Source organism: Streptomyces sp. CB03238, assembly GCF_002099185.1.
Lineage (GTDB): Bacteria > Actinomycetota > Actinomycetes > Streptomycetales > Streptomycetaceae > Streptomyces.
Genome location: NZ_NBCN01000052.1, coordinates 1 through 15,416, shown reverse-complemented (window position 1 = coordinate 15,416; position 15,416 = coordinate 1). Strand labels below are relative to the sequence as shown.

Annotated in this window: 14 protein-coding genes; 4 read left to right on the top strand and 10 right to left on the bottom strand. The window is 68.9% G+C overall.

Translation table 11 applies throughout. From position 1 onward, the window contains the following. Window positions 1-443 precede the first annotated feature (443 nt). Window positions 444-2,867 (top strand): DEAD/DEAH box helicase, encoded by a 2,424-nt coding sequence (locus tag BKD26_RS38740; RefSeq protein ID WP_084907963.1) that lies wholly within the window; start codon window positions 444-446, stop codon window positions 2,865-2,867. 468 nt (window positions 2,868-3,335) lie between these two features. On the opposite strand, the gene BKD26_RS38730 is transcribed toward BKD26_RS38740, so the two are convergent. From BKD26_RS38730 to BKD26_RS40805, 8 genes are all read right to left on the bottom strand, one after another. Then, a complete protein-coding gene (locus tag BKD26_RS38730) occupies window positions 3,336-4,463 on the bottom strand; it encodes a hypothetical protein (protein WP_084907960.1) in 1,128 nt (375 codons plus the stop codon). 198 nt (window positions 4,464-4,661) lie between these two features. Beyond that, window positions 4,662-6,770 carry a hypothetical protein gene (locus BKD26_RS38725; RefSeq protein ID WP_084907958.1) on the bottom strand — a complete coding sequence of 703 codons (2,109 nt, stop codon included), beginning with the start codon at window positions 6,768-6,770 and terminating at the stop codon, window positions 4,662-4,664. A gap of 83 nt (window positions 6,771-6,853) precedes the next feature. Further along, window positions 6,854-7,342 carry a hypothetical protein gene (locus BKD26_RS38720; protein WP_143662799.1) on the bottom strand — a complete coding sequence of 163 codons (489 nt, stop codon included), beginning with the start codon at window positions 7,340-7,342 and terminating at the stop codon, window positions 6,854-6,856. Continuing rightward, the gene (locus BKD26_RS38715; protein WP_084907954.1) at window positions 7,339-7,809 is read right to left on the bottom strand and encodes a hypothetical protein; all 471 of its coding nucleotides are present in this window, start codon (window positions 7,807-7,809) and stop codon (window positions 7,339-7,341) included. Before BKD26_RS38715 ends, BKD26_RS38720 begins: the two co-directional genes overlap by 4 nt. Then, on the bottom strand, window positions 7,806-7,994 hold the full coding sequence (locus BKD26_RS40030) for a hypothetical protein (protein ID WP_143662798.1): 189 nt from the start codon (window positions 7,992-7,994) through the stop codon (window positions 7,806-7,808). The genes BKD26_RS38715 and BKD26_RS40030 overlap by 4 nt, the downstream gene beginning before the upstream one ends. A gap of 141 nt (window positions 7,995-8,135) precedes the next feature. Beyond that, a complete protein-coding gene (locus BKD26_RS38710; RefSeq protein ID WP_241519054.1) occupies window positions 8,136-9,800 on the bottom strand; it encodes a DUF2637 domain-containing protein in 1,665 nt (554 codons plus the stop codon). 154 nt (window positions 9,801-9,954) lie between these two features. Next, window positions 9,955-10,128 (bottom strand): hypothetical protein, encoded by a 174-nt coding sequence (locus BKD26_RS40810; protein ID WP_179166881.1) that lies wholly within the window; start codon window positions 10,126-10,128, stop codon window positions 9,955-9,957. Between the two features lie 139 nt (window positions 10,129-10,267). Continuing rightward, window positions 10,268-10,438, bottom strand: a complete 171-nt coding sequence (locus tag BKD26_RS40805; protein WP_179166883.1) for a hypothetical protein — start codon at window positions 10,436-10,438, stop codon at window positions 10,268-10,270. Window positions 10,439-10,609: 171 nt separating this feature from the next. On the opposite strand from BKD26_RS40805, the gene BKD26_RS38705 reads away from it, so the two are divergent. The 3 genes from BKD26_RS38705 to BKD26_RS38695 all read left to right on the top strand — a co-directional run bounded on the left by BKD26_RS38705 (window position 10,610) and on the right by BKD26_RS38695 (window position 12,983). Continuing rightward, on the top strand, window positions 10,610-10,861 hold the full coding sequence (locus BKD26_RS38705) for a hypothetical protein (protein WP_084907950.1): 252 nt from the start codon (window positions 10,610-10,612) through the stop codon (window positions 10,859-10,861). A gap of 41 nt (window positions 10,862-10,902) precedes the next feature. Continuing rightward, entirely contained in the window at window positions 10,903-11,202 is a 300-nt protein-coding gene (locus BKD26_RS38700; protein ID WP_084907948.1) for an acyltransferase, read from the top strand. A 179-nt stretch (window positions 11,203-11,381) separates the two neighbouring features. Then, window positions 11,382-12,983: a hypothetical protein gene (locus BKD26_RS38695; RefSeq protein ID WP_143662797.1), complete on the top strand. Its 1,602-nt coding sequence runs from the start codon at window positions 11,382-11,384 to the stop codon at window positions 12,981-12,983. Between the two features lie 239 nt (window positions 12,984-13,222). Here the strand turns inward: BKD26_RS38695 and BKD26_RS40800 are convergent, their stop codons facing one another. Next, complete coding sequence (locus tag BKD26_RS40800) at window positions 13,223-13,375, bottom strand: hypothetical protein (RefSeq protein WP_179166882.1); 153 nt, start codon at window positions 13,373-13,375, stop codon at window positions 13,223-13,225. A 167-nt stretch (window positions 13,376-13,542) separates the two neighbouring features. Then, window positions 13,543-14,355, bottom strand: a complete 813-nt coding sequence (locus tag BKD26_RS38685; protein WP_241519053.1) for an AAA family ATPase — start codon at window positions 14,353-14,355, stop codon at window positions 13,543-13,545. Between the last annotated feature and the right edge of the window lie 1,061 nt (window positions 14,356-15,416).

Below are 15,416 nucleotides of genomic sequence, written 5' to 3'. Positions count from 1 at the left end.
CGAAAGGAGCGGGAATTTCCGCTGCGCTCCAATTCCCTACCGCGCTACGCGCGGTGGCTGGCTACGGCCAAAGGGGGCGCGTGCATCACTTCGGCCGACTGTGTAGAGGTGATAGAACACCACAACCCCCAGGTAGACGTGACGCACGGTCAGCCACCCGACTAGCGAGCGTGCGAGCTAGCACGCTCGCACCGCCGAGCACGCCCACAGAATACCCCAGGAAGACGACCCCTAACACCCACCAACAGGCCAACCACAGCGCGACTCTGACGAGTCACCAGCCGAACCCATGACCGAATCCCAAAACCACCACACGACCACCCCCAACCCTGCTACCGTCTGGAGACGACCACCCGGCACGCTCCGGTGCATCACAACTCGGCACTGTGTAGAGCGACCGGAACAAGAGGACCCCCCGGGCAGGGGGTCGGGAATGGGGAACAATGAGCGCACCGCGTGAACTCCGCCCGCACCAGGTAGAGGCCGTAGAGGCGGCCGTAAGCGCCCTCGACACACCGCCGAAAGGAATCCCCGCCAACGGGTTGCGCGCTTCTGTGGTGGCGGCGTGTGGCACCGGAAAGACCCTTATTGCTGCGCACTCCGCACTGCGCATCGCAAAGGGCGGCCGGATTCTCGTCATGCTGCCGACTCTCGACCTTCTGACGCAGACGGCAAGGGAATGGCGCGCGGAGGGACATGACGGTAAGTCATTGGCGGTGTGTTCTCTGGACGATGACGCCGGGCTGTATGCGGCGGGGGTGCGGACGACCACAAATCCGGTGGTGCTCGCCGAGCGGTATGGGAAAGGCCCGGTGACGATGTACGCCACGTACGCGTCACTGCCGGTTCTCACAAAGGCATTCAGCGAGGAATACGGCGGCATGATGCAGCCTTTCGACCTGGTGGTGGTCGATGAGGCGCACCGGACGTCGGGGAGTCTAGGTAAGGCGTGGGCGGCGATTCATCGTCAGTCGGAGATTCCGGCGGCGCGGCGCCTGTATTTCACGGCTACGCCTCGGATTTGGCGGGAGCGTCCGCCTCACTATGAGGTGCGGGAGGGGGCGCGGGACCCGCTGCCGGCGGAGCTGGCGTGTTCGATGGATGACCCGGAGGTGTTCGGGCCGATCGTGTACGAGCTGGGCTTGGCGGACGCCATCAGCCTGGGGTTGCTGGCCCGGTATCAGATCCTCGTCGTCGAGGTGCGGGACCCGGTGGTGACGCCTGAGCGGCTGTCCGGGCCGGAGGCGCGAGAGGAGGAGGTTCGCGGCCAGCGGCTGGGGGCGCTGCAAGCGGCGTTGCTGCGGACGGCTGCCGAGCACGGCTTGCAGAAAATCATTACGTTCCACCACCGCACGGTAGAGGCCGAAGCGTTTTGTAAGGGCCTGAAAAAGAAGGCTGCCGAGTTGCACGCGTCCGACCCGGAGAAATACCCGGAGTCGGTGTGGGCGGGCTGGCTGCGCGGTGAGCACGAATCCGACCACCGGGCAACGGTGCTGGGGCAATTCGGCGGCACGGCGCACCGTGCGGTGCTTTCCAACTGCCGGGTTATGGGTGAGGGAGTGGACTGCCCGGCGGTCGATGCGGTGGCGCTTTTGGACCCCAAGGGTTCGTCGGTCGATATCGTTCAGGCGATCGGGCGGGCGCTGCGTCAGAAGCCGAACGCGGGAAAGCTCGCGTCATTGATCGTGCCCGTTTTCCTGGGGCCGGATGAGACTCCGTCCGACATGGTCACCTCTGCGTCGTACCGGCCACTGGTCAAGGTGCTGGAGGGTTTGCGGGCGCACGATGAGCGCGCGGTTGAAATGCTCGCCATTCCACAGGAGAACTCGCCGCGTGAGGAGGGTGAGTGGATTGGTCCGGAGCCCGAGGAGGGTGAGGAGGAATCCCGGATGCTGCTGCGGTTTTCCTCGCCGCGTGATCCGGCCGCTGTCGCTGAGCTGGTCTCGCTGCGGGTGATCGACACCGAGCGGCAGGACTGGACGCGGGGGTACTGGGCGGCGCGGCTGTGGTCGTCCCGTGAGGGGCACCTGCGGGTGCCGCTGGGCGCGGAATGGCAGGGCTACCCGCTGGGGCGGTGGATTCGCCGGCAGCGTGCCGCGTACGCGTCGGGTCAGCTCGATGGGCGGCGCGTGGCGCGGCTGGAACGGCTCGGGATGGTGTGGGACCCGGCGGAGGCCGAGTGGCAGGACAACCTGGCTGCGGCGCGGCTGTACATGGGCCGCTACGGGACTCTGGCCGCGCCGCGCGGCGCGGTGGTGGCCGAGCCGGGCGGGGAGGCTGCGCGGGCGCTGGAGGGGCCGTCAGGGGCCACGGGACGGCCTATTGGGCAGTGGCTGTCCAACTGCCGCCGACCGGGGGCGCTGAGCCCTGAGAAGGCGGCACAGCTCGCTGAGATCGACCCGGACTGGTGCCCGGACTGGCCGATCGACTGGCAGCGCCACTACGCGGGCGTGCGGGCGCTGGTGGTGGACGGCGGCGCGGCGGTCGATGAGATCACGCCGGGGGTGACCGTGCACGGCGCGGACGTCGGCCGGTGGCTCGTACGGCAGCGCGAGACGTGGGCGGAGCTGTCGGAGGAGCAGCGTGAGCGGCTGGCCGCGCTCGGGGTCACGGCGCCCGAGCCCACGGCCGCGCCGAAGGCCAGCGGCCGGGCGGCAGCATGGGAGCGGGGCGTAGCGGCGGCCCGCGCCTACCTTGCCCGTGAGGGCACCCTGACGGGCGTCTCCCGGGCGCACGTCGAACGGGTCGTGCACGAGGACCAGGAGCACGAGGTGAAGCTGGGCGTATGGCTGGCCAACCAGCGCAGCCGCCGCGCGAGGCTGCCCGCCGACCGCGCAGCGGTGCTCACGGAACTCGGAGTGATCTGATCTCAGAAGTACTGCATCACTCCGGCTGACTGTGTAGCCGTGAGGAATGCGGCCCCCCTCACTGATTCGTGAGGGGGGCCGCATTTCTGTGTGGTCTCGTCCGCTAGCGATAGCGGCGTAGCTGTCGCACAGCGCGGCGAATGGTCACCCATCGGATCACCCAAGGAAGGCAGTATCCCCCAACCACCGCACCTGAGCCGAGCCCAAAGGCCACCCAGACGCCCAGCAGCTCACGCGCCATCAGGACACCGCCTATAAGCAGTAGCAGCCCCACAGTGACCGCCAACGCCTGCTCTTCGTCGCGCACTTGCCCCCGCCTCCTGTGATCGCCGAGCCACTGAGGATAGCCAAAGCCACTGACACGGCCGAACCATTTGCGCCACAGGCGTATTACAAAAAGGCCATGAAATGCAACCGCGGCCCCCTCGCCGAAAATCAGGAAAGGGGACCGCGGTTCAAATTGTGGATTTACTTCTTAGGCTTGCTGCTCCCTCCCCGAGATCCGTGTTTCTGAATCCCTTGGGAAACTCCGTTGACGCTTCCGTTCGACTTTCCTTGACTGGGCCCGGATTGGCGCGGGGGTCGTGATCCATGAGTTTGGATTCCCTGTGTAACGATGCCAGCCGCCGTAACACCCGCCCGTACACCGCTTTTTGCCAGCCGCCCACCGGTCATCGCGGCTCGCGCGGCAAGCCCTGAAGCGATGTCGTCGCCGTATCCGGGAACGAATCGGAATACCTGCACACTGGCGAATAGCGCCAGGATGATTACCACAAGCCCCGCGACGACCACGGGCGCGGTGTTTGGCCCCTCTTCGCTGGTGAATACGCTCGCAACGCCGAGGCAGCAGACGATGACTGGCTTAATGAGGATGATGGCGATCATCACGCCTGCCCAGCGCCGCACCTTGCCCCAGAGGTCTCGGTCAACCAGCCCCGCGTACACCACGGTTCCGAGAATCGCACCGAGGTAAAGAGCGGCTGCACGTAGCACCAGTTCGACCCACAGCAGTCCGCCCAGGACGATCGTCACGAAGGAGGTGATCAGCAGAATGATCGGACCACCTCCGAGGTTTTCACCACCGGCGCGGAGTGTGGCTGCCATGGAGGTAAAGAGGTGCGCAGAGGACGCGTCTCCGGTGCCGGCCACGGCGGTCGTGACGCCATCGACCGCGCCGACCACCACATGCAGGATGAGCGGTGTGAAGGCGGAGGCGGCCACGGTGAGCCAGAGGAACCCGATCGCCTCCCCGGCCGCCGTGGTCAGCGGCACGCCACGCATGGCGCGTTTGGCGACGGCGATGAGCCACAGGACGAGGGTCAGGACGGTAGAGGCGGCGAACACGATGGCGTACTGGGCCAGGAAGCCCCCGGTGGTGAAGTCGACGGCCCCCGCACCGGTGATGCTCTTCCCGAGCTGCTCCATCACCCACGCCGCGCCGTCGGCGCACGAGTGAGCGAAGGCGGTCAGGGGGTCCAGTGCCTCGGGCGTCTCGGGCGCCTTAACCGACCGCCCGCCCCCGTCTCCCCGGCACAGGTCACCCGCCGGGCCTTGCACCAGGTCGCATGTCTCGCTCGACGGCTTGGGCTCGGGCATCCATTTCCTCCTTGATGGGGCTGCTCTGATGCTCTCAGGCGCCAGAGCGGGGGGTAGGCCAATCGCGCCTGTCTGACCTGTATTTGCAGGTCACAACCTGTCCGGCGGCCTGTCGCCGGGCTGTCACCGGACGGCCCCGGCCTGTCTGGTGACAGGTCGGGGCCAGGCCGCTGACAGGCCGGTGACAGGTCGGCTGGCTCACTCGGACTGGTCAAGTGCGGCCTTGAGATCCTCCAGCCGGTAAGCGCTGGGGCGCCCCTTCACGTCGGTGAGTCTCACCGTGGCAACGTCCACTCCGGCCGCCTTGAGCTCCTTTTGGATCTCCCGTCCGGCCATGGCAAGCCTGTCCTTGCGCGCGTCCCACTGACGCCACCGCTCGGGCTCGTCGGCGGCCAGGGCCTCGACCACCTGAGCCACGGTCAGGACATCCTTCTCCGCGTCGTCGAACGCCCGCAGCAACCGCCCCGCGAACGGCGCAACCGGCTCCCGCGCCGCCTCTCCGAGGGTCACGGCATCGATGGCGGGCAGGCCGGCTGCCACGCGTTCCTTGGCACGCTCCAGCGCCGTGGGGGCGTCCAGCGGGATGACGTACCGGAGGATCGGCTCACGGAGGCGGGCAGCGACGATGTAGCAGCGCCCGGAATCGGCCGGGTCGTCATCGTCACCGGCCACCAGGAGGTGGGGCAGCCACCCCTCAGAGGCAGCGGTGGAGCGCCCAACCACCACGGGTACGTCAGCGGCACGACACGGCATCAGGATTCGGATCTGGAATGCGTCCGCCACGGCGTCACCCATAATGTCGGCGGTCGCATCCTGAGTACAGATGACCAGCGTGATACGGGCTTTCCGGCCGATCCTCAGCAGATCCAGCGCATGCTTTTTACCCTTCTTCGTGAGCTGCGGGTACTCATCCAAGAAGGCCAGAATGGCGGGCGCTTCGGGAGTAACTTCCCAGTTGTCTTGCGTCTCGTCGAGTGAGGCAATGCGGCGCTTGGCCTCACTCAACAGCCGCTCAAGTTCCTTTTCGGCTTGTTCAGGCGTCAGAGCAATGCGGACGGCGGCCCGCCGCAGCGGCCCCAGACCACGTCCGGACGGGTCAATGTCCACCGCCACAGCGTCTTTGCACGCGGTGACGTACTCCGCGAGAGCGCGGGTCATCGTTGATTTGCCGCCCCCTGTGTCCGCCACGATCAGCACGTGCTTGCCAGCCAGGGTCAGCGGCGTGGGCTCCCCGTCCAGGCTGATGCACGGGCTGAACGAGTCCAGGATCGAGCACGACTTGGGCGTGCGCAGCGGGTAAGCAGGCGGTGCGGCGAACGGGTCCTTGGTCAGGATGCGCATGGTGACCACGGCCCCGTCTTCGGTGCTCCCGGCCGCCATGACGCGCCCCTCGCCCACCCGCAGATCTGTGACCAGGCGCGGGATGGCCTTCACCACATCGGCTGCGGTACCGGCGCTGAGTACAGCGGTCGTCTGCCACCCCCACGGCGTGCGGGTAGCGGAGTGGACCTCCCGCACGTCCACGCCTTCCTTGACCAGCGCACCGTGGATGCACTCGGTTGCACGGTCCGGGCTTTCGACACCACGGATATCCGTGTCGATAGGCACGCCGTCCAGATCCGCCCCGAGGACGACCGCGTCAGTGAACGCCCGGGGGGCCAGCTCTGGACGCGCCAGCAGCCGCTCAGGGACCGGGCGGGTAGTCAGGACGGGCGGCTGCCCTCCCGCCCGCCACAGAGCCACCAGGACACCGGGAACGACCAGCAGCAACAGAGCCGGGGCGCGGACAAGCAAGGCGCCGAGCGCGCCGAGCGCCACCAGCAGTCCCACGACCAGCTTGGTACTGCCGACGCGGCGGGCGCGCTGAATCTGATCGGGCGTCGGCTGTACCGGCTCGAACGGCTGCTTCACCAGGTCGCGTAGCGCCCGCTCCCGCCGGGTGCGCTCGTCGCGCAGCGCCTTGACCTCTGCCTTCTGTTCGGCGGTGTAGCCGTCTTCAGCGCCCCGCATCTCCAGCTTGATGATCTGGCGGCGCAGCTCCTCCAGCTCCTCCCGCGCGGTCTCCCGTACGGCTTCGTACGCGACCAGTTGGCGCTGCACGAGGATGCGGCGGATCTCGTCGTCGGCCTGGTGGCCGGTGGCGAGCGTGTGCCGCAGCTTCGCTGCCATGTGCCGGGCGCCGGCGACCAGCCGCGCCCCGGCCGCCGGACGCGTCGTCTCGCTGTTCTCGCTCGTCTCCCCGTCCGCGTCGGGAATCGCGGCGGGTTCGGTGTCAGGTGTCTGGGGTTCGGTCTCGTCACGGGACATTGGGGGCTCCAGCCGGTTGCACGGGTGGTCTCGCACGCGGGTCCCCGGACGGGCGTTCCGTCCGGGGACCCGGCCGGGGTGGTTCAGGCGAAGAACGGCTGATAGATGAGCAGATCGCCGAGACCGTTGATCAGCGGAACGATCGTGATCGCTCCGAGGAAGGGGCCGAGTGTCAGGCCGCACGGCGCGCCCCAGCTCAGTTCCTTCTTAGGCTTGCGCTTCGCGGTCTTGAACAGCACGACGAATACGACGATCAGGCCGAGCATGACGACGGCTCCGAACGGCGTCAGCGTGCCGAACTCCGCGCTGCGTGAAACGCTCACCTGCTGTGCGCCCGTTCCCTGCTCCAGTGCCCAGTCACCGGCCGCCCCGACCTTTTCCCGGGACCACGTCATGACCGTGCCGATAAGGCCACCCACGCACGCCCCGGCCGCCGCGAAGGAAAGGGCACTGAGCGCGAACGGCATAAGCCCCTTCCAATCGCGCGACTTCGACTTGAAATACCACCAACTCACCCGCGCAAGGAGAATCAGGAACCCGACGGTGAACATTCCGAGCGTTACGGTCTTCACTTTGCCCCTCCCACGAGGATTTGAGTTGCGCCGAACAGAATGGAGACGAATGCGGGGAAGTAGTAGAGCGGTGCCAATACCGCCCCGCAGAAGAGCAGCCGTGTGAAGGGGCGCCGAAAGTAGAGGTGTCCGGCGCCGACGATGAGCGCGAAGAAGAACGCGGCTGCACCGCCGTTGTTTCCCGTGTCTTGGCTGTAAGCCCACAGCACGAACGCCATTGCGGGGCCGGTGGTGTACGCGGCGCGCTTGAGCGCCTTGCCGTTCTCGTTGTGACGGAAGAAGTCCTTCAGCCAGGACCAGTCCCAGTTAGATTCCTTCTCCGGGGCGGCGGGGGCGTTGGCGTCGCGCAGCGCCTCGGCTGCGGCCCGCAGCTCCTCTGCGGCGGCGGCCATCGCGTCGGCGTCTTCGCGGTCGCGGTCGCGCGGCGGGACGCTCCACCAGTCGTCCGGGTGCTGACTGCTGCTCACTGGTGCCTCCCTGTGGCGGCGGCGCCGACGCCCAGGGTCCGCCACAGCCACGCGCGGACGCGCAGCTCGTCACCGCCGAACATCGGCCAGGGCACCGGGGCCGGAGCCGGAGCAGCCGAGCGCGGCCGGCGGGGCGGGAGGATGGTGCGGGTGTAGCCGCCGGAATCGGTCGTTGTGCGGGTCATACTGGTCTCGCCTCCGATGTGCTGTCACATGCGATTTGGAGGAGGGTCCGGCGGGGGGCTCATCCCCGCCGGGCCCGTCACGGGGCGATCACGTCCCGTGAGCTTAGGTCGGTGGTCCGACACCGAACCAGGTCGATTCGCTTACGCGGACGCCCAATTGGTCTTGTAGACCTCCTGATAGGCGGCGTGCAGCGGGTCGGTGCGGTAGTCGTAGCCGGAGCCGATCAGGTCGGCGGCATCCTTGCGGTACGTACTGGCGGCGCCGTTCTGGACGCCCAGTGCTACCTCGATCTCACCGAGCGGCAGGCGCAGCGGGTCACCGCCCGCGCGGGTGGCGATCATCCATGCGACCCGGCGCACCCGGCGGTCACGGTCGGACAGGCTCAGCGCGTCCTCGGCGGCGACTGCCCGCAGCTCGGCGCGGCGTGCCTCCTCGCGGGCCTGCGCGGCGCGCAGCTCGGCGGCGGCAGCCGCTTCCTTGTCGCGTTCGGCGGCAGCGGCGATGCGCTGCGCCTCGGCCTCCTTGGCGGCGGCGCGGGCCGCAATGTCGGCCGCGCGGTCGGCGGCTTCGGCGGCTTCCTTGGCGGCGCGGGCGGCTGCCCGCTCGTCCTCGGCCGCCTTGCGGCGCAGCGCCATGGTGCGGGCGCTCTCCTCGGCCTCCTCCTCGGCAGCGGCGCGGCGCTCGGCTTCAGTGGCCGCCCGTTCGGCGGCGCTGCGGGCGGCGGCGGCCTCGATACCGGCGGTATCGGCAGCGGCAGCAGCAAGGTGCGCGGCGGCCTGGCGCTCGCCCTCGACCTCAGCGCGCAGCACGTCGAGTTCGCCGGCCGCGCGCAACTCCTCCTTCTCGGCAGCGAGCTTGGCGAGCTTCTCAGCGTGGGCGCGCTCGCGTTCCTCGCACTCGGCCTGGTGCTTCAGCTCCTGGTCGATGCGCTTACGCGTCGCCTGCCGCTCGCGCTCCCGACGCCGCATCTCGTCTGGTACGGCGAGTGCGTCCTCGACGCTGACGCCGTATGGGGCCAGCAGATCGGGCAGGCGGTCCAGGGCGGACACCTGCCCCTCCTTCAGCCCGGCCTCGATGGCTTGGCGGTGCTTCAGCCACACCCGGTACACCGCGAGTTCCCGGACCTCCCTGCGCGCACGGTCGTAGGTGCACGGCCAGGTCTTCGCGTGCTGGAAGATGCGCCACGTGATCACGGGGTGCAGCGCCCAGTCCGCCAGGGTCAGAACCCCCGCGTCCACCCCCGCCTCAAGCCGGGCGGTGCGCGAGATCAGGTGGCGTACGCCCTCGACCGTGAACACAAACACGATCGGCATGGCGGCGTGGCTGATGAGGCGTCCCGGCTGCTCAGCAAGCGCCGCCCACACATCCGGCCTGCCCGGCGCCGAGCTGCTGGCAGCGGTCACGTTCAAGGCGATCGTCACGGCCGTCATCAGGTGCGCCGCGCCGCGCAACATCGGCTTGGGCATCCGGCGCCACACCAGGATCAAGTCGAACGCGTAGAACCCGACGATCGCGCCGTCCACCCCAATGGGGAACGCGCGGCTGCCGTAGACGCCAAACCCCCAGCCCTGCGCGGCGTCCACGAGCGTGCGGTAGGACAGGGCGAACCCGACCAGCGCGGCGGCCGTAGCGCCGACCAGAGCGACGATGGCGACGGGCCACAGCATGCCCGGCATGTCGCGCAGCGCGGGCGGCGTACGCTCCGGCGCGGTGGCTTCCTCGGAGGTGTCGGCGGCCGGGGTGGTCACCTCCTCGGCGGGCGCGTCAGGCTCGGGTGCCCGCGCGGCGGGGAGCGTGTCGGTCATGGTGGTCACGGGTGGTCCTCCATGGTGCAGGGCGGTCGGGGGAAGTACCCCGGGCGGGATTCGATCCCGCAGCATCACGCACGGTCCGGGGCGCCGTCACAGTGGCCTGCCAACCCGCCGGGTTGGTGCGCTTCTGTGACCAGGTCGGGCCTGCTCAGCTCCGGCGGAGCCGGGCGAGGTAGGCGTCTTGGATCCGGGCGAAGGTCTCGTACAGGCGCTGGCCGCTGGTGCACCGCGCGTGCGGCGAGCACTGGGGACAGGTCTTGCGGTGCGCGCGGTGGGCGGCTGTGGCTTTCATGTACCGGTCGTACAGCGCGTCGTCGCTCACTTCCCGCCCCCCTTCGGGGTCCCGGGAACGGGCTTTGCCGGCTGCGGGAAGTGCCCGCCGCGCGACGCCTGGTATGTCGTCTCGTGCTTGGGGTCCGGCCGGGTCCCCGGGGTCATGGGCATCGACTTCTTCAGCGCCATCACCGCACCCCCGTGCCCTGGCACGTGCCGCACGGGCGCCACATGTCGATACGGGTGCCGTCCTCACGGAACGTCGTCTCGACGTGCCCCTTCTGGCCGCCGCAGCCGTTGCACGTCTGCGGCTGGTAGTGGCGGGTGATCGCGTGCATACGCACGCCGGTACGATCCATCACAGGATCGCCTCCCTGGTGTCGTCAGGTCGGGTGATCACAGGCCCTCGGCATGGGTGTTGGTAGCACCCGCCGGGGGCCGCCCCGTTTCCGGGGCAGCACCACCATGACACGAAAAACACTGCCAGTGCAACCACCACACTGGCGGTTCATTCGGCTATGCTCTGACCCGTGACCGAGATCCCCGAAGAGCAGCAGGCAGCAGCTCTCCGCGCCGTCGCGGAGGCAGGCGCCAGAAGGGCCGAACTGCTGGCCCAGGCGGAGCGCATCCTCACCGATGAGATCCAGCCGCGCGCCGTTGAAGCGGCACGGCTGGGCGCCGGACGCACCCGCATCCGTGAGTTGGCCCGGGTGGGCCCCGGCGTGCTCTACCGGTGGCTAGAGGAGGCAGGCATTCCTGTCCGCCCGAAGCGGCGAACCTGACCGCATATGCGTCCAGTTCATACCTGATGGGAGTTGCCCATATGTCCAGTACAGAGCGGCATTTACGACTCACCGTGGCGGCGCTGATGTATGCGGCCGGCGAGACGCAGGCGGACCTCGGCCGGGGGCTCGGGCTGAGTCAGGGTCAGGTATCGCGCAAACAGGCGGGCGGGTCGGGCGGGTCATCGTGGTCGCTGCGGGACCTCGACCGCCTGTCGGCCCACTACGGGATCCCGGTACCGGACCTGCTGCGCGGCGCGGACCATGCCGTTCGCCTACTGCCGACCCCCCGCCGCGCGGCCACGGTCGGCGGCACGCAAACCACGATCACCACCAGGTGACCAACCGCCCCACACACGCGGCGTAGTGTCGCCTGCACCAAACGTAAAACCCGCCGTGATCCCCGGAGCTGACGACTCCATATGGGGGCGGCGGGAGACCAAGCGAGGTCTCCGGTGAGTGTACCCGTGGGCGCACCTCACATGCGGCAGGTCCGCGCGGAGGCCAGAAAGGCATCCCAGTGACTGCTGGATACGACCCGAAGCGCTACGGCCCGGAAGTCCGCCGGGGGGGTGGCCTGCCGTTCGGGCAGTTCGTCTCCCAGTGGGCGTGTGACCCCAGGTACAGCACGAATCTGCGCACCCTCTACATGATCTTTGTGACGTACGCCGACATCGGCTCGCGCGACACCAGGCGGGGGAAGCCGTACCGGCCGGAGCTGGCCGCGCAGCTCGATGTGTCGCTCAGCACCCTGGACCGGGTGATCTTCGAGGGCGAGTGTGCCGGGCTGTGGCGGGTGGAGGAGCAGACGCACCCCGGACCAAACGGCAAAAAGGTGCACGACGCCAATATCTACCACCTTTTCGACGCTGCGTTCTGGCGCGGCGAGTGGACCGACCCGCTGAAGCCTGACCAGAAGGCGGCCGACGTCGCGAAAGCGCGGCTGGAAGCACGCCGTAAGGCGAAGCGGGAGGCCGGTGTCGTGCACAAGGGCGGGCGCAAGCGGAAGACGACGGCCCCGGAGGGGGGTGGCGTCACCGGTGATGCCACGTCCGGCGGGGGGGGTAGCTTCACCGGTGAAGCTAGGGGTGGCGTCACCGGTGAAGCTACGGTGGCGTCACCGGTGACGCCCAATATCAATAGCCCCGTCGATACCCCCCTTCCAGAACCCGCTACTACCTCCGTCCGTCCGTCCGTGCAGGAAGGTGCGACGGAGGAACGGACGGACGGACGGACGGACGGCGGCGAAGTCGATCAGAAGGACGAGGCTGCGCCCCCGGCTGCGGGCAGCAAAGCGGAACCGGCGGCGGCTGACGCCGCGCCGGACAACAGCGGCAGCAACGGGGGGGAGGGTGCCGGGCGGGTCCCGGTGCCCGGCGCGCGGGTCGAGATGACCCCGGGCGCAGAGATCCTGTACCGGCTCGGGCGGACCGTGCCCAAGCTCGCGCTTGCCGGACGGGTGCTGGCGGACCAGGCCGCGCGCCTCGATGACCTGCTGGCCACCACGCCCTGGACGCGCAGCGACCTGTACGCCGCGCTGAGCGCCCCGTTCGACGGGGAGATCCGCACCAGCCCCGGCGCGGTCGTCTCCGCCCGGATCAGCGCCCTGCCGGCCACCCCGGCGCGCACCTCCCTGCCCGACCTCGCCGACCACGGCCCGCACGGCGGGGTGCACAGCGGCGCTGAGCGGTCGTCATCGGCTGCGGCGGACCGCAGCGTTGCGGAGGCCAAGACGCGGCGGGTGCACGGCGAGTGCCGCGAGTGCGGCCGTCCCCCGGAGGCGGAGGCGGGGGGGGAGCTGTGCGCGGAGTGCGCCGGGTGGCCGCTGTGCGATCGGTGCGGCATCAAGCGCGTGGTGCCGGGCGGCAGCGGGGTCTGCGGGATCTGCCAGGAAGCGGCCTACCGCGCGCCGGAGCCGGAGGCCGTGTGCGCCGGGCACGACGGCTCCGGGTGCGGTACCCCGCTGGTGGAGATCGGACCGTTCGGGCCGCTGTGCGGCCAGTGCGAGATCAAGGCGCGCCGGGCGAAGAAGAAGGCTGATGCGGAGTGGGAAGCCGAACGTGCGGCGGCAGTTGAGGCAGCGAAGGCGGCCGAGGGGACGGAGGTAGGCGCGCCGTTCTAGGCGGCTGCGCGCCCCTGTGAGCGCCTGGGGGCCGTTCCCGCGTCTCTCGCGTCGCGCGGAGGCGGGAACGCCCCGCAGATCGCCGTACAGCCGTTCCGCGGTGGCAGGTCCGTACGCGCCCGCACCGCGCTCGAACCGCGCCGGTAGGGTCGGCGGCAGCTCGTGCCGGTATGGAGTGTGCGGGTCAGGCCCGGTGCCAGCACGCTGGGGCAGTACCACCGGGCCGCTCCGCACCCGCGCTAGCTCGCGCGCTCGCGTGCTCGCTCGCGAGCTAGCAGCGCCTCGTACTCCGCCGGGTACGCCTCCCGGAGCGCATGCTCCACCACATCGCGCTTGCTCATCCCGCGCCGATCCCCGACGACGGCGACCAGCTCGTCAAGCAGGGGGAGCACCCTGGTGTTGAGCTGTACCAGGGCCTGCGCCCTGCGCCCCCGGGGAACCGCCGGCACTTCGGGCGGTCCGGCCGCCGGACCGGGGCCGGACGGCCGTACCGGGTCCCCACTATTCCGTGCGGGGCGCGGGCGGGGGCGCGGCGTCGGCCGCTCCTCCTCCGTGGGGCTCATCGACTCAGAACCTCCTCTGTGATGTCCGCGTACGCGGCACCTACCGACCGGCCTTTGGCGTATTTCCCGTACCACTCGCCAGCAGACCGCGCGGACTTTACGATTCCCAGCCACGGCACGAATGGCCGAATGAGAAGCTCCGGGTAATTCTCCCCGAATACATCCACCGCGCGTTTTTCATCTGTCGTCATAATTGCGCCGCGGTACGCCGAACCGAGCACAATTCCGAGTTCTCGCGGAAGCTCGGGAATTCCAAGCTCCCGGCGGTATTCGTGGAACTTCTGGACGGTTTCAATTGCCCCGTCCACTCCGTCCAGCCCGTCCTCGTCCGGCTTTCCCGCGTAGACGATTCCAGTGCACGCGCTCAAACCGTTTTGAGTGATCACACCTCCCTGTCGGTTAGGAAAGTCGAAGACCACGAGACCAGCTCTCAGGCCCGAAAGACTTCGTTTCAGGCGCAGCTCGGCGTGATCCTCGCGCAGACTCTCCTGCGTCGCCTGCGCCCTGAACCCCGACGGGATCACACGCAGATTCTCCGGCCATCCCTTCGCCGGATCGAGGGGCACCGCGAGCTCTGCCGCCCACCCCTTCACGTCGTCCTGGCCGAGGATCGCGGACACGTCCAAGCCAGGCTCCGCCGGCCGGGCCTCCGTCCACTTCGTCGCCGCGCCACGGGGGTCCAGATCCCCTAGCACCACCAGCTCATCCGGGTGCGCCTCCGCGTACGACACAGCCATGGACACAGCCGTCGTCGTCTTGGTCGCGCCACCCGTCTCCGAGTAGCTGCCCACCACGGGCATGTCAGTCATGCCCGGATGCTACAGCTAGCTCGCTCCCTCGCACGCGAGCGTGGAAGCGAGCGAGCGAGCTAGCTAGCAACCGGCAGAGACCGCCCCCACGCCCCAGAGCGCCAGCCTCACGGACCCGAGACCGCACCCCGGCGCACCAGAGACGCCGCCTCCCGTCCGCAAACCCGCCCCTCGCGCTCATGAACAGCCGCACCACGCCCGTGAGAACCCCCTCGCAACACCGCGCCCGCAGCCGGGCCACCACTCCACGTCCGTGAGCACCGGCCGCCGCACCGCTATCCATCACAGAGACGAATCTACCGCGCCCAAGAGAGAAATAGATCAGCCTGACACGCTGATATTCCGGCGCATGACGGCCGGGGCTGAAAGCGCGGGGCCGCCCGCGCTACTCACGCACGGGCGGCCCCTGAATGCAGTTTTCTATCTACGCTACTCTCACGGCCCAGAGAGGCAAGATGCGAAAAACGAGCGCGGCCCTAGAAGTACGCCCCGGGGTAACTATCCACCGTCACTGCTACACAGTCGGCGCACGTGATGCGAGATTCCTTGAGCGGCGCATAGAGGCGTCACCGGCCGCCTATACGGGCTTCTATCTGGTGCGGGCGGAGTTCACGCGGTGCGCTTATTCTCTCCCGATTCCCTTCCCCTGTCTGGGGGTCCGCTTGTTCCGGTCGCTCTACACAGTATCCAGTTGTGATGCACGCGAGCGTGCCGGGTGGACGCCTCCCGGCGGCAGTAGGGTTGAGGGTGGTCGTGCGGTGGTTTTGGGGTTCGGTCGCCGCTTCGGCTGGTGACCCGTCAGGCTCGTGCCGAACATGGGTTGTTGGTGGGGTTGCGGGGGTGCCTTTCTGGGGTATGCTGCGGGTGTTGGTCGGCACCTCGGTGTGCTGGCCGGCGGGTTACTGCATCTGAGGTCACGCGGGTTGACTGAAGGTCAGTACAGCATCCTGACCAGGGGTTACGGGTTTCCGTCACCTCTACACAGTCGGCCGAAGTGATGCACGCGCCCCCTTCGGCCGTAGCCAGCCACCGCGCGTAGCGCGGTAGGGAATTGGAGCGCA

Bases quoted from the DNA above. Each gene is read 5' to 3' on its own strand.
- BKD26_RS40030 (WP_143662798.1), bottom strand. From the start codon at position 7,994: ATGACCCGCACAACGACCGATTCCGGCGGCTACACCCGCACCATCCTC.
- BKD26_RS38710 (WP_241519054.1), bottom strand. From the start codon at position 9,800: ATGACCGACACGCTCCCCGCCGCGCGGGCACCCGAGCCTGACGCGCCC.
- BKD26_RS38725 (WP_084907958.1), bottom strand. From the start codon at position 6,770: ATGTCCCGTGACGAGACCGAACCCCAGACACCTGACACCGAACCCGCC.
- BKD26_RS38700 (WP_084907948.1), top strand. From the start codon at position 10,903: ATGTCCAGTACAGAGCGGCATTTACGACTCACCGTGGCGGCGCTGATG.
- BKD26_RS38730 (WP_084907960.1), bottom strand. From the start codon at position 4,463: ATGCCCGAGCCCAAGCCGTCGAGCGAGACATGCGACCTGGTGCAAGGC.
- BKD26_RS38740 (WP_084907963.1), top strand. From the start codon at position 444: ATGAGCGCACCGCGTGAACTCCGCCCGCACCAGGTAGAGGCCGTAGAG.
- BKD26_RS40805 (WP_179166883.1), bottom strand. From the start codon at position 10,438: ATGGATCGTACCGGCGTGCGTATGCACGCGATCACCCGCCACTACCAG.
- BKD26_RS38685 (WP_241519053.1), bottom strand. From the start codon at position 14,355: ATGACTGACATGCCCGTGGTGGGCAGCTACTCGGAGACGGGTGGCGCG.